Raw genomic sequence first — 23,498 nt, 5'->3', positions numbered from 1 at the left:
GGGGTGAAAAAGCCTTGCCGCCCACCCCTGCCCCACCTACAAGCACCGCGAACAGCCTTTTCCCGTGAGTTTTGGAGGATTTCCCATGCGGCCAAGCCGCCGTGCGCCCGACGAATTGCGCCCCGTGACGCTGGAGCGCGGCGTGGTCAAATATGCGGAAGGCTCGTGTCTGGTGAAATTCGGCGACACCCACGTGCTGGTCACAGCCACGCTCGAGGACCGCCTGCCGCCGTGGCTGAAGGGTCAAGGCCGCGGCTGGGTCACCGCCGAATACGGCATGCTGCCGCGCGCGACCTCGGAACGGACCCGCCGCGAGGCCTCCGCCGGAAAGCAGAGCGGCCGCACCGTCGAGATCCAGCGCCTGATCGGCCGCTCGCTTCGCACCATCATCAATCTGGAAGCGCTCGGCGAGCGCCAGATCACGGTCGATTGCGACGTGCTTCAGGCCGACGGCGGCACGCGCACGGCCTCGATCACCGGCGCCTGGGTCGCGCTCGCCGATTGCGTCAACTGGATGAAGGCGCGCAACATGGTCAAGGCCAACGTTCTGCGCGACAACGTCGCCGCGATCTCCTGCGGCATCTACAGCGGCACGCCGGTGCTCGATCTCGACTATGCCGAGGATTCCGAGGCCGAGACCGATGCCAATTTCGTCATGACCGGCGATGGCCGCATCATCGAGGTGCAGGGCACCGCGGAACGCGAGCCGTTCACGGAAACCGAGTTCCTGGCCCTCATGGCGCTGGCCCGCAAGGGCGTCGCGCGTCTGGTGGACTTGCAGAAACTGGCTGTGGCGTAGTCAATAGGCCATGCACCGCCGAATCACGGACAGGCTCGTCATCGCCACCCACAATCCCGGCAAGCTCGCCGAGATGAAGGAGCTGCTTGCGCCGTACGGGATCGAGGCGGTGTCGGCCGGTGAGATCGGCCTATCCGAGCCGGACGAGACCGGCAACGATTTCCGCAGCAACGCCGCGATCAAGGCGATCGCGGCGGCGCGGGCAGCCAGGCTTCCCGCCTTCGCCGATGATTCCGGTATCGTGGTCGACGCGCTCGACGGCGCGCCCGGCATCTACAGCGCGCGCTGGGCCGGCCCGACCAAGGATTTCAAGGCGGCGATGGCGCAGATCGAGCGCCTGTTGCAGGAGCGTGGCGCCACCACGGCCGACAAGCGCAAGGCGCACTTCGTCTCCGCACTTTGCGTCGCCTGGCCCGACCATTATCTCGAAGAGGTCGAGGCGCGCGTCGACGGCACGCTGGTCTGGCCGCCGCGCGGGAATGCCGGTTTCGGCTATGACCCGATGTTCCTGCCCGATGGCCACAGCCGTACCTTCGGCGAGATGGAAAGCATCGAGAAGCACGGCCTGCCGCCGCTCGGCCTCGGCCTGTCGCACCGCGCCCGTGCCTTCGTGAAACTGGCGGAGATCTGCCTTGAGCCGCGCTAGAGCGTTTTCAAGCGAAGTGGATACCGGTTCGCGCCAGGAAAACGCGTCAAAACAAGAATCTGAAGCCTTCGGCGTCTACGTGCACTGGCCGTTCTGCCTGTCGAAGTGTCCCTATTGCGACTTCAACAGCCATGTCCGTCACGCCGCGATCGACGAGGCGCGGTTTGCGTCCGCTTTCGCGCGCGAGATTGCGACCACCGCCGAGCGCGCGCCCGGACGCGAGGTGACCTCAATTTTCCTCGGCGGCGGCACGCCATCCCTGATGCAGCCTGCAACCGTCGGCGCTGTGCTCGACGCGATCGGCAAGCATTGGACCGTCGCCGGCGACGTCGAGGTCACGCTGGAAGCGAATCCGACCAGCGTCGAGGCCACGCGCTTTGCCGGCTATCGCGCCGCCGGAGTCAACCGCGTCTCGCTCGGCGTGCAGGCACTCGATGACGCCTCGTTGAAGGCGCTCGGCCGCATGCACAGCGCGCGCGAGGCGCTCGATGCCGTCGCCATCGCACGCCGCTCGTTCGACCGCTATTCGTTCGACCTGATCTACGCCCGCCCCGACCAGACGCCGGCGATGTGGGCCGACGAACTGCGTCTCGCGATCGATGAAGCCGCCGAGCATCTGTCGCTCTATCAATTGACGATCGAGGAAGGCACACCGTTCTTCGGCCTGCACCAGGCCGGCAAATTGAAGACGCCGAATGAGGCGGTCGCACGCGCGCTCTACGACGTCACGCAGGAGACCTGCGACAAGCTCGGCCTGCCCGCCTACGAGATCTCCAATCACGCGCGGCGCGGCGCCGAGTGCCGGCACAATCTGGTTTATTGGCGCGGCGAGGAATATGCCGGCATCGGCCCCGGCGCACACGGCCGCCTCGACATCGGCGGCGTGCGCCACGCCACCGCCACCGAGAAGCGTCCCGAGGCCTGGCTGATGCGGGTCGAGACCAACGGCGACGGAATCGTCACCGACGATCTCCTCAACAGCGAGGAGCGCGCCGACGAATTCCTGCTGATGGGATTGCGTCTCGCCGAGGGCATCGACCCCGAGCGTTACAAGGCCCTCGCCGGCCGCTCGCTCGACCCCCGCCGCATCGCGCTGCTGCGCGAGGAAGGCGCGATCACGGTGGACGCGACGGGACGCCTGCGCGTGACCAGCAGCGGTTTTCCAGTGCTGGATGCCGTGGTCGCGGATCTCGCGGCGTAGCGATATCTCGCCATCGTCGTCCCGGATCTACGCGCGCTTGAGGCGCGCTTGTCCGGGACGACAGCGAAGATCTCGCTACGCCCCAAAACTCTTCGGCGAGCCCGCCACCGCAGCGCCGCCACCTTGCGTCACCTTCATGACGGCGAGACCACGCTCGTTGGTGCCATCGGCGCGGAATCGGAACAGGCCGTCGATGCCGGCGAATCCCGAAGGGTTGGTGAGGACATCAGAGGAGAAGCGTGTGGTGCCCTGCGTGCGCGCGAGCGCGGCGACGAGGGCGACCGCGTCATAGGCGAGCGTGGCGGTTCGCACCGGCTCGCCGCCATATTTGGTGCGGTAGCGGCCGGAGAAGGCGCGGAAGCCGGCCGGGTCGGGCGCGGCGTAGAGACCGCCTTGCAGCGCCGAGCTCGCATAGACGCGCGGATTGTCCCACAAGCCGGTGCCGAGCAGCTGGATGTTACGCAAATTCGCACCCGCCGCCGTCATCGCATCCGCCACTGACACGACGGCGTCACCGTCATCGGCGATGAACAGCGCATCCGCGCTGCCGAGCTGCTGCGCCACGGTGCGGGCCGGCGTGGCGCGATCGGCGCCGTATTTCTCGAAGGCAACGATGCGCCCGCCACGCCGCGGCACCGCCGCCTTCACCGCGGCCTCGACGACATTGCCATAGGCATTGTCGGGCACGAGCACGGCAACGGAGCGCTTTCCGATGCGCGCGGAATATTCGACGATGCGGTTGACGTCGGACTCCGGCAGGAAAGAGAGTAGATAGACGCCGCGGCCGGCGATGCTGGAATCGGTCGAGAAGGCGATGACGGAAATGCCGCGCGTGCGGGCGCCCTGCGCCACCGCCGGCACCGACTGCGCGAACAGCGGCCCGAGGATGATCTCGGCGCCTTCGTCGACCGCCTGCTGCGCGCCGGCTTGCGCGCCTTGCGGGCTGCCATTGTCGTCCTTGATGAGGAGCGGGATGTTCGGGTTCTGGAACTCGGCCAGCGCCATCTCGGCGGCGTTGCGCATCGATTGCGCGGCGAGGCCCGCATTGCCGGCGGCCGAGAGCGGCAGGATCAGACCGCCCTTCACACCGCCGGTGCCGGCGGTCGTCGCCTGTTGCTGGGGACCTGCCGGCTGGGCCGGCGGTGCGGAGCTCGAGAACGGGTTGGAGAACTGGCTGAGGCTTTGCTGCACCCCGGCGCAGGCCGACAGAAATGGCGCACCGAGCAACAGGCCGAGCGCACTCCGGCGGGTCGCCCCCGCCGATCGGGATCCCGGAACGGGAGACTTTGGATGACGCGGGCCCACCATGGCAGCTTCTCTTCTGACCGGCCGCCGCCGGCCGGTCATGACATTCCTTCCGCGACACAACCAGCGGATTCAGGCATATTGTCGGCAAATAGTTAACCAAAACAAAAGGATAACAACCGCTTAACGCGGCCGCCCTTCCCGTCCCGGCAGCTGTTCGCCATCACTCATTCAGCATCAAGGCGGCGTTTCCGCCGTGAATATGGCGCAAGCGCCCTCATTCCCTCTCGACGTGATCCTGGATCGATCACATTCCCGTCCGTTCCTCGCCCCTCACCTCGGCACGATCTTTTTCGGCCAGCCGGTTCCCAGCCCTGCGGATCGTGCCTAAGTTGACTTCATTATGCGCGCAAAGCCGGCCTCGATAAATACGCCTGAAGCTCAAGACGCCGCCTCGCGCGGTTTCTCCATCGATGCCCATCGGCTCGCGGCGCCGAAGGCCGCGCCGGGCCTCTATCTGGTGGCCACACCCATCGGCAACCTCGGCGACATCACCCTGCGGGCGCTTCAGACGCTCGCCGGCGTCGACGTCATCGCCTGCGAAGACACCCGCATCACGCGCCGCCTGACCGAACGCTATGCGATCACAGCAACGCTCAAGCCCTATCACGAGCACAACGCTGAAGCGGCGCGCCCGAAGATTCTGGAAGCGCTGGCGCAAGGCGGCTCGGTCGCGCTGGTGTCGGACGCCGGCACGCCGCTGATCTCCGACCCCGGCTTCAAGCTGGTGCGCGAGGTCTGCGCTGCGGGCCATCCGGTGCATGCGCTGCCCGGCCCGTCCTCGGTGCTGGCAGCTCTGTCGGTCGCCGCGCTGCCGACCGACCGCTTCTTCTTCGAGGGTTTCCTGCCGGCGAAATCCGCGGCGCGCCGCGCACGCCTGGCCGAGCTTGCGCGCATCGACGCGACACTGGTGATGTTCGAATCGGGCAATCGGATGCAGGCCACCTTGACCGATCTCGGCGAGATCATGGGTGAACGAGAGGCCGCGGTCTGCCGCGAGCTGACCAAGTTGCACGAGGAGGTCAGGCGTGCGCCCCTTGCCGAGCTCGCGCGGCAAGCCGACGCGCCGGAGACGCGCGGTGAATTCGTTCTGGTGATCGGCCCGCCTGCAGCCGACGCCGACGTGCTGGCATCGGATGCGCTCGACGGTCTCTTGCGCGAGCAGCTTGCCGCCAACAGCGTCAAGGATGCCGTGGCGCATGCGGTCGCACTCTCGGGCCGGCCGCGCCGCGAGGTCTATGCCCGCGCGCTCGAGCTCGCAAAGAACTTGCACAAGGATTTGCGAGGCGGCGATGGCGAAGACTGAGATCCCGGCGGAACCGAAGGTCGCCTCGCCCGAGCGCGTCGCCGCATTCCGCACCGGGATTTCCGCAGAGAGCCGCGCCGCGGCCTATCTGATGGCCAAGGGCTACCGCATCCTCGCCAAACGCTACCGCACCCCGCATGGCGAGATCGACATCGTGGCGCGTCGCCGCAATTTGATCGCCTTCGTCGAGGTCAAGGCGCGGGCGACGCTGGATGATGCCGCTTTCGCCGTGACGCCGCGCCAGCAGCAGCGCATCATCGACGCGGCGCAAGGCTGGCTCGTAGCGCATCCCGAGCATGCCGAATTCGAATTGCGATTCGACGCCATGCTGATTGCGCCGCGCTCACTTCCGCGCCATGTGTTGGCGGCATTCGACGCCTCGACCTGAAAGGCAGACCATGAAACTGAACGTCGCCGTCCAGATGGACCCCATCGCCCGCATCAACGTCAAGGGCGATTCGACCTTTGCGCTGCTTCTGGAAGCGCAGAGGCGCGGCCATGGCCTGTCCTATTACACCCCCGACAAGCTCTCGATGGTCGGCGACGAGCTGGTCGCGCCGGTCCAGCTCCTGACCGTGCGCGACGAGCCCGGCAACCATTTCACTCTGGGCGAGCCCAAGCGCGAAGCGCTGAACGGCTTCGACGTGGTGCTGCTCCGCCAGGACCCGCCATTCGACCTCGCCTACATCACCTCGACGCATTTCCTGGAGCGTATCCATCCGAAGACGCTGGTCGTCAACGATCCCGCCTCCGTGCGCAACGCGCCGGAAAAGCTATTCGTGATGAATTTTCCGCAGCTGATGCCGCCGACGCTGATCTCGCGCGACCTGGATGAGATCAACGCGTTTCGCGACAAGCACGGTGCCGTCGTCATGAAGCCGCTGCACGGTCATGGCGGCGCGGCGGTGTTCCGCGTGATGCCGCAGGACATGAATTTCGGCTCGCTGTTCGACATGTTCTCGGTGACGTTCAGGGAGCCCTGGGTGATCCAGCAGTTCATCCCCGAGGTGAAGCACGGCGACAAGCGCATCATCCTGGTCGACGGCGAGTTCGCCGGCGCGGTGAACCGCGTGCCGGCCGCCGACGACCTGCGCTCCAACATGGTGCGCGGCGGCGCGGCGCAGGAGACCGAGCTCACCCCGCGCGAGCGCGAGATCTGCGCCACCGTCGGCCCGGCGCTGCGCGAGCGCGGCCTTTTGTTCGTCGGCATCGACGTCATCAACGGCAACCTCACCGAGATCAACGTGACCTCGCCGACCGGCATCCGCGCCATCGCGCGGCTCGGCGGCCCTGATGTCGCGGCGAAGATCTGGGACGTGATCGAGCGGAAGCGGAAGAAGTAAGCGCTCATCTTTCTTCGTAGCCCGGATGAGCGCAGCGATATCCGGGGCAGAGAGCAACCAGACGTCGCTGCGCTCATCCGGGCTATGCACTGAGCGCGCGGCACCACCCCCGTACATCGCTAACCACCCATTCACCATGACGTCGCGCCTCGCAGCCACGCGCGGCGCCTCCTTCTGCGTGAATCTACGGGGTCGCTGGCCGATCGAATAACGCCACGTTCACCATCTGCCGAAAACCAGCATCGCTGGCCGGCCATCGCGTTCGGCCTCGCAACACCCCTTATACTTTTACTCCCTACTCATCGACGCGGGGGAACACGCCAGGTGCGGTTCGAGTGCCCCGCGTAAGAGTAGAAGCGTATGAATACCGCACGCATTGTCGTTCTCGTCATCGCGCTCGGCGCCGGCGGCGTCGCTGCGTATCTGGCGAGCGGCTATCAGAATGCACCCGCGCCCATCCTGCCGGCCGCCGAGAAGCTGCCGACGGTCGAGGTCCTCATCGCGAAGAACGACATCCAGCTCGGCCAAGCCGTCAAGCCCGACGACCTGCAATGGCAGGCCTGGCCGGCGGCCACCGCGAGCAGCGCCTTCATTCGCCGCGACAGCAGGCCCGAAGCGCAGACCCAGATCGCCGGCTCGATCGCGCGCGTGCCGTTGATGCAGGGCGAGCCGATCCGCGAGCAGAAGCTGGTCAAGGCCGAAGGCTCCGGCTTCATGGCCGCGATCCTGCCGTCCGGGATGCGCGCCGTCTCCACCGAGATTTCAGCCGAAACCGGCGCCGGCGGCTTCATCCTTCCGAATGACCGCGTCGATATCGTCCTGACCCGCCGCCTGAAGAATCCCGACGGCGGCAACACCAACGGTCCGACCGGCGGCAACGACCTCGTCCTGTCCGAGGTCATTCTCACCAACATCCGCGTGCTCGCGATCGACCAGGCGCCGAAGGAGAAGGACGGCCAGAACGCCGTGGTCGGCAAGACCGTCACGCTCGAGCTCCGGCCTGACCAGGTCGCCACGCTTTCGGCCGCACGCCAGGGCGGCACTCTGACACTCGCGCTGCGCAGCATCGTCGATGCCAACGCAGTCGACGGCACGCCCGAGGACCAGGCGATCAAGCGCCCGGGCGGCGTGAACGTGATCCGTTACGGCGTGCAGGCACGGCAACTGACGTCACAGAGGTGATGGGGACAGCATGAACTACGGGGGTGATCGGACGGGCCTGCGCATTCGGGGGAAGCGCGCGCGCTCGTTCCTGGCGGGGACGATGTTGATGCTGGGGCTGCTCGCGGCGCCCAGCGTCGTCAGCGCAGCTGATGCGCCGGTCGGCGACCAGGCGCCGATGCAGGCGCCGGACCTCGGCGTGTCGCCGGTCGGGACAGTCGCACCGGCGCGGACGCGCTTTCTTTCGCTCGGCGTCGGCAAGTCGGTCGTCATCGACCTGCCGCGCGAGGTCAAGGACGTGCTGGTGGCCGATCCCAAGATTGCCAACGCGGTGATCCGCTCGGCCCAGCGCGCCTATATCATCGGCGGCCAGGTCGGCCAGACCAACGTCGTGTTCTTCACCGCCGACGGCCAGCAGGTCGCGTCCTATGACATCGCTGTGAAGCGCGATCTCAACGGCATGCGCGCGGCTCTGCGCCAGTCCTTGCCGGGCGTGCAGATCGAAGGCGTCGGCGACAGCGTGATGCTGACCGGCTCGGTGTCGAGCCCGGTCGAGGCCCAGCAGGCCGGCGACGTCGCGGCAAAACTGGTCGGCGGCTCGGACAAGGTCGTCAACAACATCGTTGTGCGCGGCCGCGACCAGGTCATGCTCAAGGTCGTGGTCGGCGAAGTCCGCCGCGACATCGTCAAGCAGCTCGGCGTCGATCTCAGCGCCAGCCTGAACGCCGGCACCGCCGTGGTGAATTTCAACAATTCCAACCCGTTCTCGGTCTCCGGCGGGCCAATCGTCGGCAGCAATGGGCTCGGCGTCACCGGGCTCGCCAAGGGCGTCGCCACCGTCAACGCCACGATGCGGGCGATGGAGAGCGCCGGTGTCATGCGCACTCTGGCCGAGCCGAGCCTGACCGCGATCTCGGGCGAATCCGCCACTTTCGTCGCCGGCGGCGAATTCCCGATTCCCGGGGGCTATGCCTGCGATCCGGTCACTCACGTCTGCACCACGCAGGTCACCTACAAGAAGTTCGGCATCTCCCTGAACTTCACCCCGGTCGTGCTCAGCGAAGGCCGCATCAGCCTGCGCGTGATGACCGAGGTCTCGGAGCTGTCGAACACCAACTCGATCACGTTGACGCAGGCCGTGTCCTTGACCACGAACAACTCGATCACGATTCCTTCGGTGCAGACCCGCCGCGCCGAAACGACGCTGGAAATTCCCTCAGGCGGCTCGATGGCGATGGCCGGCCTGATCCAGCAGCAGACCAAGCAGGCGATCAGCGGCCTGCCCGGCGTCGACCAGGTGCCGATCATCGGCGCGCTATTCCGCAGCCAGGACTTCGTCAACAACGAGACCGAGCTGATGGTGATCGTGACGCCCTATGTGGTGCGCGCGGTCGCCCAGAAGGAACTGTCGCGGCCCGACGACGGCTTCGCGCCGGCCTCGGACGCGCAGAGGGCGCTGCTCGGCCGGGTCAACCGCCTCTACGGCATCGCGAGCCGTGTCGATCCGATCAGCGGCACGCCCGGTGATTTCGGTTTCATCATCGACTGAGACGAACGGTTTGGGGACCGGGGCAAGAAACGGGGCAAGAGGGGATCAGGCGATGACGAAGACGAGAGCCGATCGACGTCGCAAGTTGCGGATCGCACTGGCACTGACGGGGCTCTCCGTCATGCTCGGCGCCTGCAACACCACCGAGATCGTCACCCAGACGGTGCCGACCGACTATCGCCAGCGCCACCCGATCGCGGTGCAGGAAGGCAAGAAGTCGATCGTGATCTTCGTCGGCAAGGCGAGAGGCGGCCTGTCGGCCGCGCAGCATTCCGACGTCGCGGGCATCGCGCGGGACTGGGTGCGCGAAGGCACCGGCTCCGTCGTCGTCGACGTGCCGGTCGACACCGCCAATTCGCGCGCGGCTGCTGCGACCTATCAGGAAATCCGCTCCGTGCTCGCGTCCGGCGGCGTGCCGTCGCGTGCCATCGTCCAGCATCCCTATCGTCCTGAGGATCCCGGGCTGCTGCCGACCATCCGCCTGAGTTATTCGAAGATCGCGGCCGTCGCCGGCCCCTGCGGGCTGTGGCCGGAAGACGTCGGCCCCTCCATCCTCGATCCCGACTACAGCGAGAACCGGCCCTATTTCAATCTGGGCTGCGCCAGCCAGCGCAATCTCGCGGCGATGATCGACAACCCGGCCGACCTCGAGCAGCCGCGCGCCGAGACGCCGGCCTATACCGCACGGCGCGACATCGCCTTCGACCGTTACCGCAAGGGCACGCCGATCGCGACGCCCTCTGCCGAATCCGACAAGGCCAAACTCAGCGATACCGGCAAATGACAGGCATCCACGACGAAGACGCGGACGATCCGCGGCACCCCGACGAACACATCGCGCCGGTTCCTCGCATTTCGGTGCAGGCCTTTTGCGAGACCGAGCAGACGCTCAAGGCGGTGACCGCGGCGGGCCAGGATCGCCGGCTCGCCAAGGCCCACCTCACCGCCAAGGACGGTGGCCTCGCCGCGGCGATCGAGGCCTATGAATCGATGCCGACGCCGAACGTGATCGTCATCGAGTCCGACGGCACGCGCGACATCCTCGAGGGGCTCGACGACCTCGCCGGCGTCTGCGATCCCGGCACCCGCGTGGTCGTGATCGGCAATCCCAACGACACCGCGCCCTATCGCGAGCTGGTGCGCCGCGGCGTCAACGATTACGTGGTCGGACCGGTCGAGACCCTCGACGTCGTCCGCTCGATCTGCAGCCTGTTCTCGGCCTCCGAGGCCATCATCACCGGCCGCGTCATCGCGGTGGTCGGCGCCAAGGGCGGCGTCGGCGCATCCACCGTCGCGCATAATCTGGCCTGGACCATTGCCCGGGACCTCTCGCTCGATTCCGTCGTGATCGATCTCGACCTCGCCTTCGGCACGGCGGGCCTCGACTACAACCAGGATCCGGTGCAGGGCATCGCCAATGCGGTGCTGTCGCAGGACCGGCCGGACACGGCGCTGATGGAGCGCCTGCTCGCCAAATGCACCGATCGCCTCAGCCTCTTGGCGGCGCCCGCCACGCTCGACCGCGTCTACGATTTCGGTGCCGAAGCCTTCGATGCCGTGTTCGACACGCTGCGCATGACCACGCCCTGCATCGTGCTCGACGTTCCCCATCAATGGTCCGGCTGGACGCGGCGCGCGCTGGTGAGCGCCGACGACATCGTGATCGTGGCCGAGCCCGATCTCGCGAACTTGCGCAACACCAAGAACATGCTGAGCGTGCTGAAGGCGGCACGACCGAACGACCGGCCGCCGCTGTACTGCCTCAACCAGGTCGGCATGCACAAGCGCGCGGAGATCGAGGTCAAGGCCTTCGCCAAGACCATGGAGAGCCAGCCGATCGCGGTGATCCCGTTCGATTCGAAACTGTTTTCCACCGCGGCCAACAACGGCCAGATGATCGCGGAGGTCTCCAAGACCCACCGCACCACCCTTCTGTTCCAGGCCATGGCGAACCGCCTCGCCGGCCGCGGCGAGGTGAAGAAGCCGAAGCGCTCGCTGCTCGAGCCGCTGTTGAAGAAGCTGAAGGGCAAGTCAGGACGCGGCTCGGCCCCGCATCGCAAGGCGTCGTAAGCGTACACCAGAAGGGGCGGATTACTTGTCCGCCCGCTGCTGCTTCTTCGCCAGCAACTGCCTCAGCGCCGCGACCTTGGCCGCTGCCTGGTCCGGCGGCAAATCTGCCTTCACGAGGATTTCGGCCTCGGCCTCGCGACCCTGCAATCCCAGCACGAGCGCCAGATTGGCGCGGACCCGCGCATCGTTCTGATTGCGCTGATGAGCGCGGCCGAGCACCTGTTCGGCCTTCGACAAATTGTTTTGCAGCATATAGGACAGGCCGAGATTGGACAGCACGGTCGGCTCGTTCGGCACGATCTTCAACGCTGCGGCGTAATATTGCTGCGCTTCCTCGTTGCGGCCGAGCTGATCGAGCACCGCGCCCTGCGCCGACAGGATGCGCCAATCGGGATCCTCGGGCGAATGAGCGCGGCCGAGGACGTCGAAGGCCTGCTGGAAATTGCCGCTGTCGGCGAGTGCGCGGCCATAGCTGGCGAGCAGCGCCTTGTTGCCGGGATGGGCGAGCACGGCCTGCTCCAGCACCGCGACCGCCTGCGCACGCTGGCCGCTGTCGCGCAGCGCCTTGCCATATTCGATAGCAATTGCGGGATCGCTGGGCTTGGCGCGATAACGCTCGCGAAGTGCGTCCATCTCCGGCCTGGCGTCGGCCTTGATGTCGGCCTTGGCGACGGACTCCTGCTTGCCGCCGAGCGCACCGGTGACGTCCTCAATACCGGTGGTCTGACAGCCGCCGAGGGCAAGGATCAGAACGGCGGAACACAGATATCTCGCCGGGGGAAGAGCGAGGAACGAACGCTTGGACATACTCTGATCACTCGGCAACTGATCAGAGATGCTTACCGATTAACGCTAAAGTCCCGTTAAGGAGGCGCGCCTGTTGAGGTTCAGTCGACGAATTCGGCACCGAATTCGCAGCCGATGCGCCAGCGCAGGCGGCATTGGCGGGAATAATCGGGCGCGAAGATGATGGTGAACTGCGGCGGCACTTCCAAAAATTCCGCCACCACTTTCACGCCGCCATCCGAAATATCCGTGATCGTGCAATCCCGCGGCAGCGAGCCCGCGCCAAAATGGATCTTGGCGAGCCGGCTGCACACCCGACGTTCGCTTCTCCGGCGATTTACCAGCATCTTGCTTCTTCACTAGTTAGATCACGGCCCATCCCGCAGCCCCAGGAATAGCGGACATTCGTTGGGATGTGCTGAGGACAGAAGACCGCATTCGAAGCGTAGTCTCCGCGTCGCGTTTACGATTGGTTAGGGCTAGCGCGGCGCCCGGAAATATTTCCCGTTTTGTCCTTGCATGTGGGTGGGAGCGTGTCCTTGCAAACCTGATTTCAGAACGATCGCAGAGACTTAGGCGTACAACCTAACGCAACTCGGCTGGTTATCCACCAGATTTGGTATTTACCCGCATAACTCGACGCTAGTTCTTGACCCACAAATCCGACGGGCAGATGTTGGCAGACATCTGGAATCGAAGAAGCCACCAAGAGCTGGCGGGCTCAGGGTGGCTTTCGGAAGTTCCAGTCCGCTAATTTAACCCGAGGGACGGGCCCAGCGGAACGTCGGTTCTTGGTCTAACAGTTCGAGTGAATCGAACTTCCTACCGGTGGTCAAGCCTGTCTCTCTGCATAGCTAGCAGGTGACTAATGACTCCACCGCTCTTTCCGCAAACCTCGCCCTTCGGCTTGGTTCCTCAGGATCCGGCGCCTCCCCTTGCGACCGTTCGTGGTGCAAGTGGAGCGGTCTATCAGTTCCAGATCCACCCAATCGGCACTGAGTACCTGCCGCGCTCCGGCGTCTACATCTTTGTCAAGATCGGAGCAAACGGTCAGTGGGACCCGATCTATATTGGCGAGACAAGCAGTTTCCAGCGTCGCCTCTATAACGACCTGCGACTGCATCATCAGTGGCCGGGCATTGTTGCTCATCGGGCCAGCCATATCCTGACGCTGCACGTTCCCGGCGTTCTCGCGCTCCGTGAGAACATCGAGACGGACATCCGCCAGATCACCACCACGCCCTGCAACGAGCAGTAGGGTAATATGGCGACGGGCGATCATTGACCGCCCCCGCCTTCCTTCTTCGGACCAGATGGCTTCTGGCGCGATCTTACCGAGCTGTTCGTCGAAGCGCTTTACCCTGACGAGCTGCCGCTTAATGCCGCTCAGTGCGCCTCATTCAAGGACTACGTCGTGCGGTTGGGCGATCGATCTGAGTTTCGGGCGAAAGATATTAGGTTCTCGCTGGAGGACATAGTAGAGGTTTCATCGCACAAGCATGACATTCTGCAATGTCTCGACGTGATCCTGGGTGCGATGAACTTTCGACTGACCCGCAAACACAAGGACAAACACGACGGTAAGACGCGACGATCAGCAAAGACACTCGCAAAGCTCCGCGTCTACAATCACATCAATAAGCGCATTCGCGAAATCTATCCGAACTTCAATATCGGCATCACGACCGGCCACGGCGGCGACCGAACTAATCGCTGGAACCACCCTTACCGCCACTGGAATTTCGCATCTCAAAAGCAAGACCCGCCAAAGCGGCAAGGCCCCATACGCGCTACTCCCGCAGACGAGTCTGTGGAAGATTCCCAAGCAGGAACTTGAGCCTTCGCGGCGTACAGGGCCCAACTCGGATTGGTCCGAATCGGACCAAATGATTCGTATGCCAACTCAAGATATAGTGTTAGTCATTAACGTTTTCTACTAAAGAGGGGTCCTTTTCCTACCCTTTCTTTCGAAGGATAGCGCCATTGGCGCATGCCATGATCCTTCGGAGGTGCACCTGACGCCGCGGTGCCAAGGGTGCCGCCGGCGCGTATGTTCGCGTATTGTTCTTGTCAAGGCCACCCTGGCTCTGCTACCTTCGATTGTGCGAGGGGGCACAGCATGGTTCAACGGGTTTCTACCGTCGCCTTTGAGGGGATCGAGGCCCGCGCGGTCGACGTGCAGGTGCAGGTCGCGCCCGGCCTGCCGGCCTTCGCCATCGTCGGCCTGCCGGACAAGGCGGTGTCGGAGGCGCGCGAGCGGGTGCGCTCGGCGCTGATCGCCTCGGGGCTGGCGCTGCCGGCGCGGCGGATCATCGTCAATCTGGCCCCAGCCGACGTCCCGAAGGAAGGCAGCCATTACGACCTGCCGATCGCGCTCGGGCTGATGGCGGCGATCGGGGCGATCCCGCCGGATGCGCTGACCGGCTTCACCGTGCTCGGCGAGCTCGGCCTCGATGGCTCGATCGCACCCGTGGCCGGCGTTCTTCCCGCCGCGATCGGCGCCAATATGCGCGAGGAAGGGCTGATCTGCCCGGCGGCCTGCGGCTCCGAAGCAGCGTGGGCGAGCCCGGACATCCAGATCATCGCGGCAAGCTCGCTGATCCAGATCGCCAACCATTTCAAGGGCACGCAGGTGCTGTCGCGGCCCTCGCCCAGGGTGCACGAGGCCGCCGCCTCCACGCTCGACCTGCGCGACATCAAGGGCCAGGAAAGCGCCAAGCGCGCGCTGGAGATCGCGGCCGCCGGCGGGCATCACCTGCTCATGGTCGGCGCGCCCGGCGCCGGCAAATCGATGCTGGCCGCGCGCCTGCCCTCGATCCTGCCGCCGCTGTCGCCGGGCGAGCTGCTCGAGGTCTCGATGATCGCGTCCGTCGCCGGCGAGATCGAAGGCGGCGCGCTGACGGCGCGGCGCCCGTTCCGCTCGCCGCATCACTCCGCCAGCATGGCCGCGCTCACCGGCGGCGGCATGCGCGCCAAGCCCGGCGAGATCTCGCTGGCGCATCAGGGCGTGCTGTTCCTCGACGAGCTGCCGGAGTTCGATCCGCGCGTGCTGGATTCGCTGCGCCAGCCGCTGGAGAACGGTGAGGTCGCGGTGTCGCGCGCCAATCACCGCGTCACCTACCCTGCCCGCTTCATGCTGGTCGCGGCCATGAATCCCTGCCGCTGCGGCAATGCGTTCGAGCCCGGCTATGCCTGCAAGCGCGGCCGCATCGACCGCTGCACCGGCGATTACCAGGCGCGCATCTCCGGTCCGCTCATGGACCGCATCGATCTGCGCATCGAGGTGCCGGCGGTGTCGGCCGCCGACCTCATTCTGCCGCCGCCGGCGGAAGGCTCGGCTGAGGTCGCCGCCCGCGTGGCGGCGGCGCGCGACATCCAGCTCACGCGCTATGCGGATGCTGGCTTGCCCCGCATTCGCACCAATGCCGAGGCGCCCGCCTCGGTGCTGGAGGAGATCGCAAAGCCCGACGCGCAGGGTCAGAAACTGCTGAGGGATGCCGCCGAGACCATGCGCCTGTCGGCGCGCGGCTATCACCGCGTGCTGCGGGTGGCGCGTACGCTGGCCGACCTCGATCACGCCGACAAGATCGGCCGGCTGCACCTGGCGGAAGCGCTCTCCTACCGCGCACTCGCGGAGGATGTGCGGCAGATGGCGTAAGCGCCTCGCGCATCAACCCGGCGGTAACGAGTTTCCTTTACGCTCTGCAAACCATAAGGCCCAACGCTTTCGGTTGTGAGGTTCCAAGGGCCTGGCGAGTAGAGCGTCATGTTGCGTTTCAAGTTCCTGGCCTCGGTTGTCCCCGTGTTGGCGGCTGCGGTGTTCGCCCGCGCCGAGATCGGATCGGTTTCGCATCCCTGCATCGCGCTGGGCGAAACATCGGTCGAGCTCACCTCCCTGTTCTGGACCGCCGGCGTGCATGTCGCCTTCACCGACGATCCTGCGCGGGCCACGGTCCGGGTCCAGATCACCGACGATGCGGACGTTGCGGACTTCGCCGTCGTCGACGACGGCCTCGGCGACGAGCCGGAGTCCTGCCAGGCCAATCCGTCGACCCGCCTGGTCTCGATTGCCGCGCAGCCGGTCGATGGCGGCCAGGTGATCTATCTCTCCAGCGAAGGACCGGCGGATTACCGCATCTATGTGCGCTCGAAGACGTTCTCGCCGCGCGAAGCGGCGGCGCTGATCGTCGGCGCCCGCGGCGGCCATGGCCGCGTCCAGGCGGCTTCGCTTTAACCCGTTAACACCTCGTCAACCCTGTTTGGAGGCAGCGCCAAAACCTCAAGCTGTTCGCAAGGTCAGCGGGCCATCGTCGCACGCGGCGGCGGGGGTCACAGGCAAGGGTCGGTTGCGATGGGTCGGACGTTCCGGATCAAGGTGCGCATGCGCCGCTTCAGGCGGCAGCATCCCAGGCTAGCCTTCGCGATCCGCTCCTTCATGATTTTCTCGGCGACCTTCGGTGGCGCCTATGGTTTCGTGTCCGGCAGCCGGTCCGAGAATTCCGGCTACGATCCCCACGCCTTTGCGATCGGCGCGAGCTTCCTGTTTGCGCTCGCCTGCCTCGGCCTTGCGACGTTGAGCATACGCCTGCGCTTCGTGGGCAAGCGACTGCGGACGCTCGCCGCCCACAACGAGGCGTTGATCGACCGCAATTGGGAGCTGAAGGAAGCGGAGGAACGCGCCCGCAGCCTGTTCGAACAGCAGGGCGACCTCATCGTGCTGCGCGACACAAGCGGCCGCATCACCTTTGCCAACGAGGCCTATTGCGCGCTCGCAGGACAGGCGCGCGGCGCGCTGGTCGGCACGCGCTTCGATTTCGACGTGCTGGAGCAGGGCGACAGCGCGCGCGAGAGCAACGGCACGCGCATCCACGACCAGAAGATCGCAACCCCGCTCGGTGCGCGCTGGATCGCCTGGCGCGAGGGCTATGTCCGCCTCGATGCCGGGCAGCCCGCCGAATTGCAGAGCGTGGGCCGCGACGTCACCGACCGGACCGAGACCGAACGCGCATTGTCCGACGCGCGCGACCAGGCCGATGCCGCCAACCGCGCCAAATCGCGCTTCCTCGCGATGGCCTCGCATGAGATCCGCACGCCGCTGAACGGCATCATCGGCATGGGCGGCCTGTTGCTCGACACCACGCTGACCCCGGAGCAGGCGACCTATGCCAGGGCGGTGAAAACCTCGGGCGAAGCCTTGATGGCGCTGATCGAGGAACTGCTGGACTATTCCAAGATCGAGGCCGGCAAGCTCGACCTCGATCAGCGTCCCTTCGCGCTCTCGACCCTGGTCGAGGAGATCACCGAGCTGCTCGCGCCGCGCGCGCAGGCGAAGTCGCTCGAGATCGCCGCCTATGTCGACGAGCGCCTGCCGCTCGAAGTAGTCGGCGACGCCGCGCGGCTGCGCCAGGTGTTGCTCAACCTCGCCGGCAACGCCATCAAGTTCACAGGCAACGGCGGCGTCGCGCTGATCGTCGAGCCCGGCATCTGGCCGAACGAGATCAGCTTCCTGGTCCGCGATACCGGCATCGGCATTGCCGCCGAAGCACAGCAGCGCATCTTCCGCGAGTTCGAGCAGGCCGACGAGCGCGTCGCCCGGACCTATGGCGGCACCGGGCTCGGCCTTGCCATCAGCGAGCGCATCGTCAAGCGCATGGGCGGCCGGATCACGCTCACGAGCGAGCCGGGCAAGGGCTCGACCTTTGAGGTCGCGGTGCCGCTTCCGCCATCGCAAGCCGACGCCGGGCAAACCGCATTTCCGAGCCCCGACCTCACCGGCAAGTCGATGCTCCTCGTCGCCGACGGCATCGAGGCCTCGTTGATCGCGCGGCGTCTCGAGCGCTGGGGCGGCCAGACCTGCCTGGTTGCGGATGCGGCGGTCGCCGAAGCACTGCTGCCGGAACGCTCATGGCACGCGGTGCTGATCGATCGCGCGATCGGTCCTGCCATCACCGACCATCTGGGTGACGCGGCCCGCGCACATGCGTTGCAGCGCCTCGTGCTGCTGACGTCGAGCTCGCGCCACGAGAAGCTGTCGCCGGCCTTCACCGGCTTTCTGGTCAAGCCGCTGCGCGCGGCCTCACTCGCCGCGCGTCTCGCCCTGACGCCGGAGGTCGCCTCGCCCGATCTCGCGCCGGAGCCGTCGGCTGTATCCACCGGCACAGCACAGGCGAAAGGCCTGTCGATCCTCGTCGCCGAAGACAACGAGATCAACGCCTTGTTGATGCGCTCGCTGCTGACCAAGCTCGGCCATCGCGTCGTCATCGCCGTCCACGGCGAGGCCGCGCTGGAATCCTGGCTCGCCGCCTCATCCGCCGGCACGCCGTACGATCTCGTGCTGATGGACATCCAGATGCCGCAGCTCGACGGCATCGAGGCGACCAAGCGCATCCGCGCGCACGAGGCGGCCACGGTCGGTCACCACACGCCGATCCTGGCGCTCACCGCCAACACGCTGGTGGAGGATCGTTATGCCTGCTTCGAGGCGGGCATGAACGGATTTCTGATCAAGCCGCTCGATCGGGAGAAGCTCGAGGAGGCGCTGGCCGGGCTGGGCCGCGTCCCTGCATCTGACAGTCCCGAACCTCACGGGAGCCTCCTTTCGGCCGGCAATCGGTAATTGAAATCGGCCGCGTTGCGCGTCACCATCCTCGGGGGCACTTGCAAGAGGATCGCCGATGCCATTGGCAAGGACGCCCGACAATGAGCCGCGCGTCGCCAGCATCCGGAGCGAGCCGAGTGCTCGCGTGACGTGGCGGGGCGCCGTCACGGCTTGCCGCTCCGCCACGATGTTGTGCTACGGACGTCGTCTGACCAACGAGTGAAGAGCTGGCGAACACGTGAGAGCATCGGAAGACCGTTCATTCCTCATCCTGCTCGGCGCGATCTCCGTTGCGTTCGCCTGGGTGCTTTGGCCGTTCTCCGGCGCATTGTTGTGGGCCACGCTGCTGGCCATCATCTTCGCCCCATTCTATCGACGGGTCCTGAAATCCTGCCCGGGAAAGCACAACCTGGCCGCATTGGTCACCGTCGTCGTGGTGATCGTCATGGTCCTGATCCCCGTGGCGATCGTGATCGCTTCGCTCGTCGACCAGGGCGGAGAGCTGTATCAGCGCGTTCAGAGCGGGGAGATCAGCCTCGCTCATCCCCTGCAGCGGCTGAAATCCGCGCTGCCCGACTGGGCTGCGTCCCTCTCGGATCGCCTGGCCGGCATCGATCTTTCGTCCCTGAAGGAACGCCTGTCGGGTCTGGTCGTCCCTGCCGGCCAACAGCTGGCCGGGCATGCGATCAACATCGGTCAGGTGACGCTGGAGTTCGTCGCAAGCCTGCTCGTGATGTTGTACCTGCTGTTCTTCCTGCTGCGCGATGGTGAAGAGCTCAACGCCCGCATTCGCGACGCACTCCCGCTGCACCCGAGCCACACCACCGAAATTCTCGATGTGTTCACGCTGGCGGTTCGCGGAACGATCAAAGGGATCGTTCTCGTCGCCCTGATTCAGGGGGCGCTTGGCGGGCTCATCTTCTGGCTGCTCGGCCTGACGGCACCGCTGCTGGCGGGCGCGCTGATGGCGCTGGTTTCGCTGCTGCCCGTGCTCGGCTCCGCCCTGGTTTGGGTTCCGGTCGCACTCTATTTGCTTGTGGCAGGCGCAGTCACGAAGGGCCTCATCCTGCTCGCTTTCGGCACCTTCGTGATTGGCCTTGCGGACAATTTTCTCCGCCCGATCCTGGTCGGCCAGTCGATCCAGATGCCAAGTTATGTCGTGCTGCTTGCCACCTTGGGCGGCCTTGCGACGTTCGGGGCGAACGGCTTTGTCATCGGCCCGCTCGTCGCCGCGATGTTTCTGACGACGTGGCACATCTTCGTCGGCTGGAAGGCGCAACAGGAGGTCCGGAAATGACCGTCATTTCTGCCCCCTCGGCGGTGGGAGGCGCCCGTCGGGCTTCGGATCTGGCCGACCCGGAAGGATCTCTTACGCGGCATAGGCGATAAAGCGCGGCGCAGACAGCTTTTCAGGCGGCGCTTGAACGCCCCTGAAGATGGTGTCTGTCTGCGCGGCGCGCTTGCAGTGCGGGCACACGAAGAGATGCGCGATGATCGGGGTCGGCTCGTCCACGAGCAGTTCCGAGCGGAACCACTTCATCTCGATATGGCAGTCCGAGCAGATCGGTGCTTCCAGCTGCTCCGCGGCGCTTCTGAGACGATCAACCATGGGGGCCTCCTCGCGTTCTCGAAGGCCATAACGAAATACCCTTCGTTGGTCTGCAACGAAAGATACTCAGCCTGAAGAATTAGCTAAGGCCCGAATTTAGCTCAGGCCCACGTCCACCGGCGCGATTACAGCCGCCTGAGCGCCACGCTCTCCACCACGTGATCCGGGCCCTTCTTGAGGATCAGCGTCGCGCGGGGGCGGGTCGGCAGGATGTTGTCCTCGAGATTGGCGAGGTTGGTGCGTTCCCAGATCGCGATCGCAGTGGCGGTGGCTTCCTCATCCGACAGCAGCGCGTAGCGGTTGAAATAGGATTTTGGATTGGTGAATGCGGTGTCACGCAACGCCAGGAAGCGCTTGATGTACCATTGCCGCAGCGCCGCTTCGTCGGCGTCGATGTAGACCGAGAAATCGAAGAAGTCGGAGACCACGGGCACTGCCTTGCCGTCACGCGGCAGCTTGCCGGTTTGCAGCACGTTGACGCCCTCGACGATCAGGATGTCGGGCTGGTCGATCTCGGCCCACTGGTTCGGCACGATGTCGTAGGTCAGATGCGAATAGACCGGCGCGCGCACGTGGCGGCGGCCGGCCTTGATGTCGGAGAGGAAGCTGAGCAGCAGCGGCAGATCGTAGCTCTCCGGAAAACCCTTCTTCTGCATCATGCCGTGCCGCTCGAGCACCGCGTTGGGATAGAGAAATCCGTCGGTGGTGATCAGTTCGACCTTCGGCCGCGGCGACCAGCGCGCCAGCAGGGCCTGAAGCACACGTGCCGTGGTGGATTTCCCGACCGCAACCGAGCCGGCGACGCCGATGATGTAGGGCACCTTGCGATCGCGGATGTTGAGAAACTGGCGCTCCGCGTAATACAGGCGCTGCGTCGCATCGACGTAGATCGACAACAGGCGCGACAGCGGAAGATAAATGTCCTCGACCTCCTGCAGGTCGAGGCGATCATGCAGCGAGCGCAGCCGGTCGAACTCGCCCGGCTCCAGCGTCATCGGCGTATCGTCGCGCAGGCGCGCCCACTGCTCGCGCGTATAGACGCGGTACGGATTATACTGCTGCTCCGGTGCGCGGATATCCATGACGCGACCTCTCCACCTCGGCTAGTTGCCGCCCTTGCGCGACGCCTTCTCTTCCAACCCTGACATGTTCGTCCGCTTGTCCAGCGCGGCTTCGACCTCTTCCAGCTTTACGCCGCGGGCCTTGAGCAGCACAAGGAAATGATAGAGCAGATCTGCGCTTTCAGCGATCAGATGCGCGCGATCGTTTTCGACTGCAGCGATTACGGTTTCGACTGCTTCCTCGCCGAACTTCTTGGCGCAATGCTCGGCGCCTTTGTCGAGAAGCTTGCGGGTATAGGACGCTTCACCGCCGGAGGCCGCGCGGGCGTCGATGGTCTCGGCCAGATCATGGATCGTGAAACGCGGCATCGGACTTGCTCAAAAAACACGCTTGGCAGCACATTTGGCCACGGACGGCCATTCCCGTCCGCCAATGTAGCATTGTTGTGAACCGGAGTCGTCAGGCATCCAGGCGCATCGGCAGCCCGCGCCGCGCCATGTGCTCCTTGGCTTCGCGAATGGTGAATTCCCCGAAATGGAAGATCGAGGCGGCCAGCACGGCGGTGGCGTGCCCGTCGCGGATACCGTCGACGAGATGGTCGAGATTGCCAACGCCGCCCGAGGCGATCACGGGAACGGGAACGCTGTCGGCGATCGCGCGGGTCAGCGGAATGTCGAACCCCTGCCTGGTGCCGTCGCGGTCCATCGAGGTGAGCAGGATTTCACCGGCGCCGAGCGCGACCACCTCCTGGGCATATTCGATGGCATCGATACCGGTGGAGTTGCGGCCGCCATGGGTGAAGATCTCCCAGCGGTCACCGCCCGGGCGTTTGACGCGCTTGGCGTCGATCGCAACCACGACGCACTGTTCGCCGAATTTTTCGGCGGCTTCCTTGACGAACTCACGCCGCGCCACCGCGGCGCTGTTGATCGAGACCTTGTCGGCGCCGGCGCGCAGCAGCGTCTTGATGTCGTTGACCTCGCGCACGCCGCCTCCGACTGTGACAGGCATGAAGCAGGCTTCCGCCGTGCGCCGGACCACGTCCAGCATGATGCCGCGGTTCTCATGGGTCGCGGTGATGTCGAGGAAGGTGAGCTCGTCGGCACCGGCGGCGTCATAGGCGATCGCGGCTTCGACAGGATCGCCGGCATCGCGCAGGTCGACGAAGTTGACGCCCTTGACGACACGGCCGTCCTTGACGTCGAGGCAGGGGATCACGCGCACCTTGAACATCGGTCAGCTCCTACGCGCGCGCATTGCGGATCAGGGCGAGGGCGGCGGCGGGATCGAGCCGGCCGTCGTAGAGCGCACGGCCGGCGATCGCGCCGGCGAGCTTTTTCGCGCGCGGCGTCAGCATCGCCCTGACGTCCTCGATCGAGGCGAGGCCACCGGAGGCGATCACCGGAATCGAGATGGCGTCGGCCAGCGCGATGGTCGCCTCTAAGTTCAGGCCCTTGAGCAGGCCGTCACGCGCGATGTCGGTGAAGATGATGGCGGCGACGCCGGCATCCTCGAAGCGCTTGGCGATCTCGAGCACCGTCACCTGCGAGGTCTCGGCCCAGCCTTCGACCGCGACCTTGCCGTCGCGGGCGTCGAGGCCGACGGCCACGCGGCCGGGGAATTTCTTCGCCGCGGACTTCACCAGCTCGGGATCGCGCACCGCGGCGGTGCCGATGATGACACGGGTGATGCCCTTGTCGAGCCAGGCTTCGACGGTCTTGAGATCGCGGATGCCGCCGCCGAGCTGCACCGGGATCGGAATCGTCTTCAGCATCGCCTCGACGGCCTCGGCATTCACCGGCTTGCCGGCGAAGGCACCGTCGAGGTCAACGACGTGGAGATATTCAAAGCCCTGCTCGGCAAAGCTCTGCGCCTGAGCAGCGGGATTGAGGTTGAAAACGGTCGCGCGCGCCATGTCGCCCTGCTCGAGGCGCACGCACTGACCGTTCTTGAGGTCGATCGCTGGAAAGAGGATCATGTCGCACCTTCTCCCTCCCCCCTTGCGGGGGAGGGTCGGGGAGGGGGGTAGCCGAGAGGACGGTGCTCGTGGCTTACCCCCCTCC

The 23,498-nt window shown here is 65.6% G+C and carries 23 protein-coding genes and 1 pseudogene; 16 read left to right on the top strand and 8 right to left on the bottom strand.

The window, feature by feature from the left end:
• The first annotated feature begins 85 nt into the window (after positions 1-85).
• From rph to hemW, 3 genes are read left to right on the top strand one after another with little or no spacing between them, the layout of a single operon-like run.
• Complete coding sequence (gene rph, locus CVM73_RS17995) at positions 86-799, top strand: ribonuclease PH (protein ID WP_100233275.1); 714 nt, start codon at positions 86-88, stop codon at positions 797-799.
• Between the two features lie 10 nt (positions 800-809).
• Positions 810-1,445 (top strand): RdgB/HAM1 family non-canonical purine NTP pyrophosphatase, encoded by a 636-nt coding sequence (rdgB, locus tag CVM73_RS17990; protein ID WP_100233274.1) that lies wholly within the window; start codon positions 810-812, stop codon positions 1,443-1,445.
• Between the two features lie 16 nt (positions 1,446-1,461).
• Positions 1,462-2,646, top strand: a complete 1,185-nt coding sequence (gene hemW, locus CVM73_RS17985) for a radical SAM family heme chaperone HemW (RefSeq protein ID WP_100233273.1) — start codon at positions 1,462-1,464, stop codon at positions 2,644-2,646.
• Positions 2,647-2,721: 75 nt separating this feature from the next.
• Here the strand turns inward: hemW and CVM73_RS17980 are convergent, their stop codons facing one another.
• Positions 2,722-3,954: a penicillin-binding protein activator gene (locus CVM73_RS17980; RefSeq protein ID WP_100233307.1), complete on the bottom strand. Its 1,233-nt coding sequence runs from the start codon at positions 3,952-3,954 to the stop codon at positions 2,722-2,724.
• Between the two features lie 340 nt (positions 3,955-4,294).
• Here CVM73_RS17980 and rsmI point away from each other — a divergent pair, with 340 nt between their 5' ends.
• The 7 genes from rsmI (at position 4,295) to CVM73_RS17945 (ending at position 11,380) form a co-directional block, all read left to right on the top strand.
• Positions 4,295-5,257: a 16S rRNA (cytidine(1402)-2'-O)-methyltransferase gene (gene rsmI, locus CVM73_RS17975; RefSeq protein ID WP_100233272.1), complete on the top strand. Its 963-nt coding sequence runs from the start codon at positions 4,295-4,297 to the stop codon at positions 5,255-5,257.
• Positions 5,244-5,645, top strand: coding sequence for a YraN family protein (locus CVM73_RS17970; RefSeq protein ID WP_100233271.1), 402 nt, complete (start codon positions 5,244-5,246; stop codon positions 5,643-5,645). The genes rsmI and CVM73_RS17970 overlap by 14 nt, the downstream gene beginning before the upstream one ends.
• A 10-nt stretch (positions 5,646-5,655) precedes the next feature.
• Entirely contained in the window at positions 5,656-6,600 is a 945-nt protein-coding gene (gshB, locus tag CVM73_RS17965; protein WP_100233270.1) for a glutathione synthase, read from the top strand.
• 360 nt (positions 6,601-6,960) lie between these two features.
• Positions 6,961-7,782 (top strand): Flp pilus assembly protein CpaB, encoded by an 822-nt coding sequence (gene cpaB, locus CVM73_RS17960; RefSeq protein WP_100233269.1) that lies wholly within the window; start codon positions 6,961-6,963, stop codon positions 7,780-7,782.
• A gap of 10 nt (positions 7,783-7,792) precedes the next feature.
• Positions 7,793-9,310 (top strand): type II and III secretion system protein family protein, encoded by a 1,518-nt coding sequence (locus CVM73_RS17955; protein ID WP_100233268.1) that lies wholly within the window; start codon positions 7,793-7,795, stop codon positions 9,308-9,310.
• Positions 9,311-9,362: 52 nt separating this feature from the next.
• Positions 9,363-10,094: a CpaD family pilus assembly protein gene (locus CVM73_RS17950; RefSeq protein ID WP_100233267.1), complete on the top strand. Its 732-nt coding sequence runs from the start codon at positions 9,363-9,365 to the stop codon at positions 10,092-10,094.
• Positions 10,091-11,380, top strand: a complete 1,290-nt coding sequence (locus CVM73_RS17945; RefSeq protein WP_100233266.1) for a CpaE/TadZ family protein — start codon at positions 10,091-10,093, stop codon at positions 11,378-11,380. The genes CVM73_RS17950 and CVM73_RS17945 overlap by 4 nt, the downstream gene beginning before the upstream one ends.
• 21 nt (positions 11,381-11,401) lie before the next feature.
• Here the strand turns inward: CVM73_RS17945 and CVM73_RS17940 are convergent, their stop codons facing one another.
• Positions 11,402-12,187 (bottom strand): tetratricopeptide repeat protein, encoded by a 786-nt coding sequence (locus CVM73_RS17940; protein WP_100233265.1) that lies wholly within the window; start codon positions 12,185-12,187, stop codon positions 11,402-11,404.
• Between the two features lie 80 nt (positions 12,188-12,267).
• The gene (locus CVM73_RS17935) at positions 12,268-12,513 is read right to left on the bottom strand and encodes a PilZ domain-containing protein (RefSeq protein WP_028145870.1); all 246 of its coding nucleotides are present in this window, start codon (positions 12,511-12,513) and stop codon (positions 12,268-12,270) included.
• A 521-nt stretch (positions 12,514-13,034) separates the two neighbouring features.
• Here CVM73_RS17935 and CVM73_RS17930 point away from each other — a divergent pair.
• From CVM73_RS17930 to CVM73_RS17910, 6 genes and pseudogenes are all read left to right on the top strand, one after another.
• Positions 13,035-13,424: a hypothetical protein gene (locus CVM73_RS17930; protein WP_100233264.1), complete on the top strand. Its 390-nt coding sequence runs from the start codon at positions 13,035-13,037 to the stop codon at positions 13,422-13,424.
• Positions 13,425-13,580: 156 nt separating this feature from the next.
• Positions 13,581-14,003 (top strand): hypothetical protein, encoded by a 423-nt coding sequence (locus CVM73_RS39200; RefSeq protein ID WP_146006606.1) that lies wholly within the window; start codon positions 13,581-13,583, stop codon positions 14,001-14,003.
• A 282-nt stretch (positions 14,004-14,285) separates the two neighbouring features.
• Entirely contained in the window at positions 14,286-15,824 is a 1,539-nt protein-coding gene (locus CVM73_RS17925; protein WP_100233263.1) for a YifB family Mg chelatase-like AAA ATPase, read from the top strand.
• A 108-nt stretch (positions 15,825-15,932) separates the two neighbouring features.
• A complete protein-coding gene (locus CVM73_RS17920; protein ID WP_100233262.1) occupies positions 15,933-16,400 on the top strand; it encodes a hypothetical protein in 468 nt (155 codons plus the stop codon).
• 117 nt (positions 16,401-16,517) lie between these two features.
• A pseudogene (locus CVM73_RS17915) lies at positions 16,518-18,786 on the top strand (ATP-binding protein).
• Positions 18,787-19,068: 282 nt separating this feature from the next.
• Complete coding sequence (locus tag CVM73_RS17910) at positions 19,069-20,061, top strand: AI-2E family transporter (RefSeq protein WP_347338457.1); 993 nt, start codon at positions 19,069-19,071, stop codon at positions 20,059-20,061.
• Positions 20,062-20,133: 72 nt separating this feature from the next.
• Here CVM73_RS17910 and CVM73_RS17905 read toward each other — a convergent pair whose 3' ends face one another.
• The 5 genes from CVM73_RS17905 to hisA form a co-directional block, all read right to left on the bottom strand.
• Complete coding sequence (locus CVM73_RS17905) at positions 20,134-20,373, bottom strand: hypothetical protein (protein WP_100233260.1); 240 nt, start codon at positions 20,371-20,373, stop codon at positions 20,134-20,136.
• 125 nt (positions 20,374-20,498) lie between these two features.
• Complete coding sequence (gene coaA, locus CVM73_RS17900) at positions 20,499-21,455, bottom strand: type I pantothenate kinase (protein WP_100233259.1); 957 nt, start codon at positions 21,453-21,455, stop codon at positions 20,499-20,501.
• Positions 21,456-21,476: 21 nt separating this feature from the next.
• Positions 21,477-21,803: a phosphoribosyl-ATP diphosphatase gene (locus tag CVM73_RS17895; RefSeq protein WP_100233258.1), complete on the bottom strand. Its 327-nt coding sequence runs from the start codon at positions 21,801-21,803 to the stop codon at positions 21,477-21,479.
• Between the two features lie 91 nt (positions 21,804-21,894).
• On the bottom strand, positions 21,895-22,668 hold the full coding sequence (gene hisF / locus CVM73_RS17890) for an imidazole glycerol phosphate synthase subunit HisF (RefSeq protein ID WP_100233257.1): 774 nt from the start codon (positions 22,666-22,668) through the stop codon (positions 21,895-21,897).
• A 10-nt stretch (positions 22,669-22,678) separates the two neighbouring features.
• Positions 22,679-23,413 (bottom strand): 1-(5-phosphoribosyl)-5-[(5-phosphoribosylamino)methylideneamino]imidazole-4-carboxamide isomerase, encoded by a 735-nt coding sequence (gene hisA / locus CVM73_RS17885; RefSeq protein ID WP_100233256.1) that lies wholly within the window; start codon positions 23,411-23,413, stop codon positions 22,679-22,681.
• Positions 23,414-23,498 lie beyond the last annotated feature (85 nt).

It is taken from the genome of Bradyrhizobium forestalis, from assembly GCF_002795245.1.
GTDB classification, from domain to species: Bacteria; Pseudomonadota; Alphaproteobacteria; order Rhizobiales; family Xanthobacteraceae; genus Bradyrhizobium; species Bradyrhizobium forestalis.
Note: the sequence above shows the minus strand (reverse complement) of the source record. Positions and strands in the feature narration are given on the sequence as shown.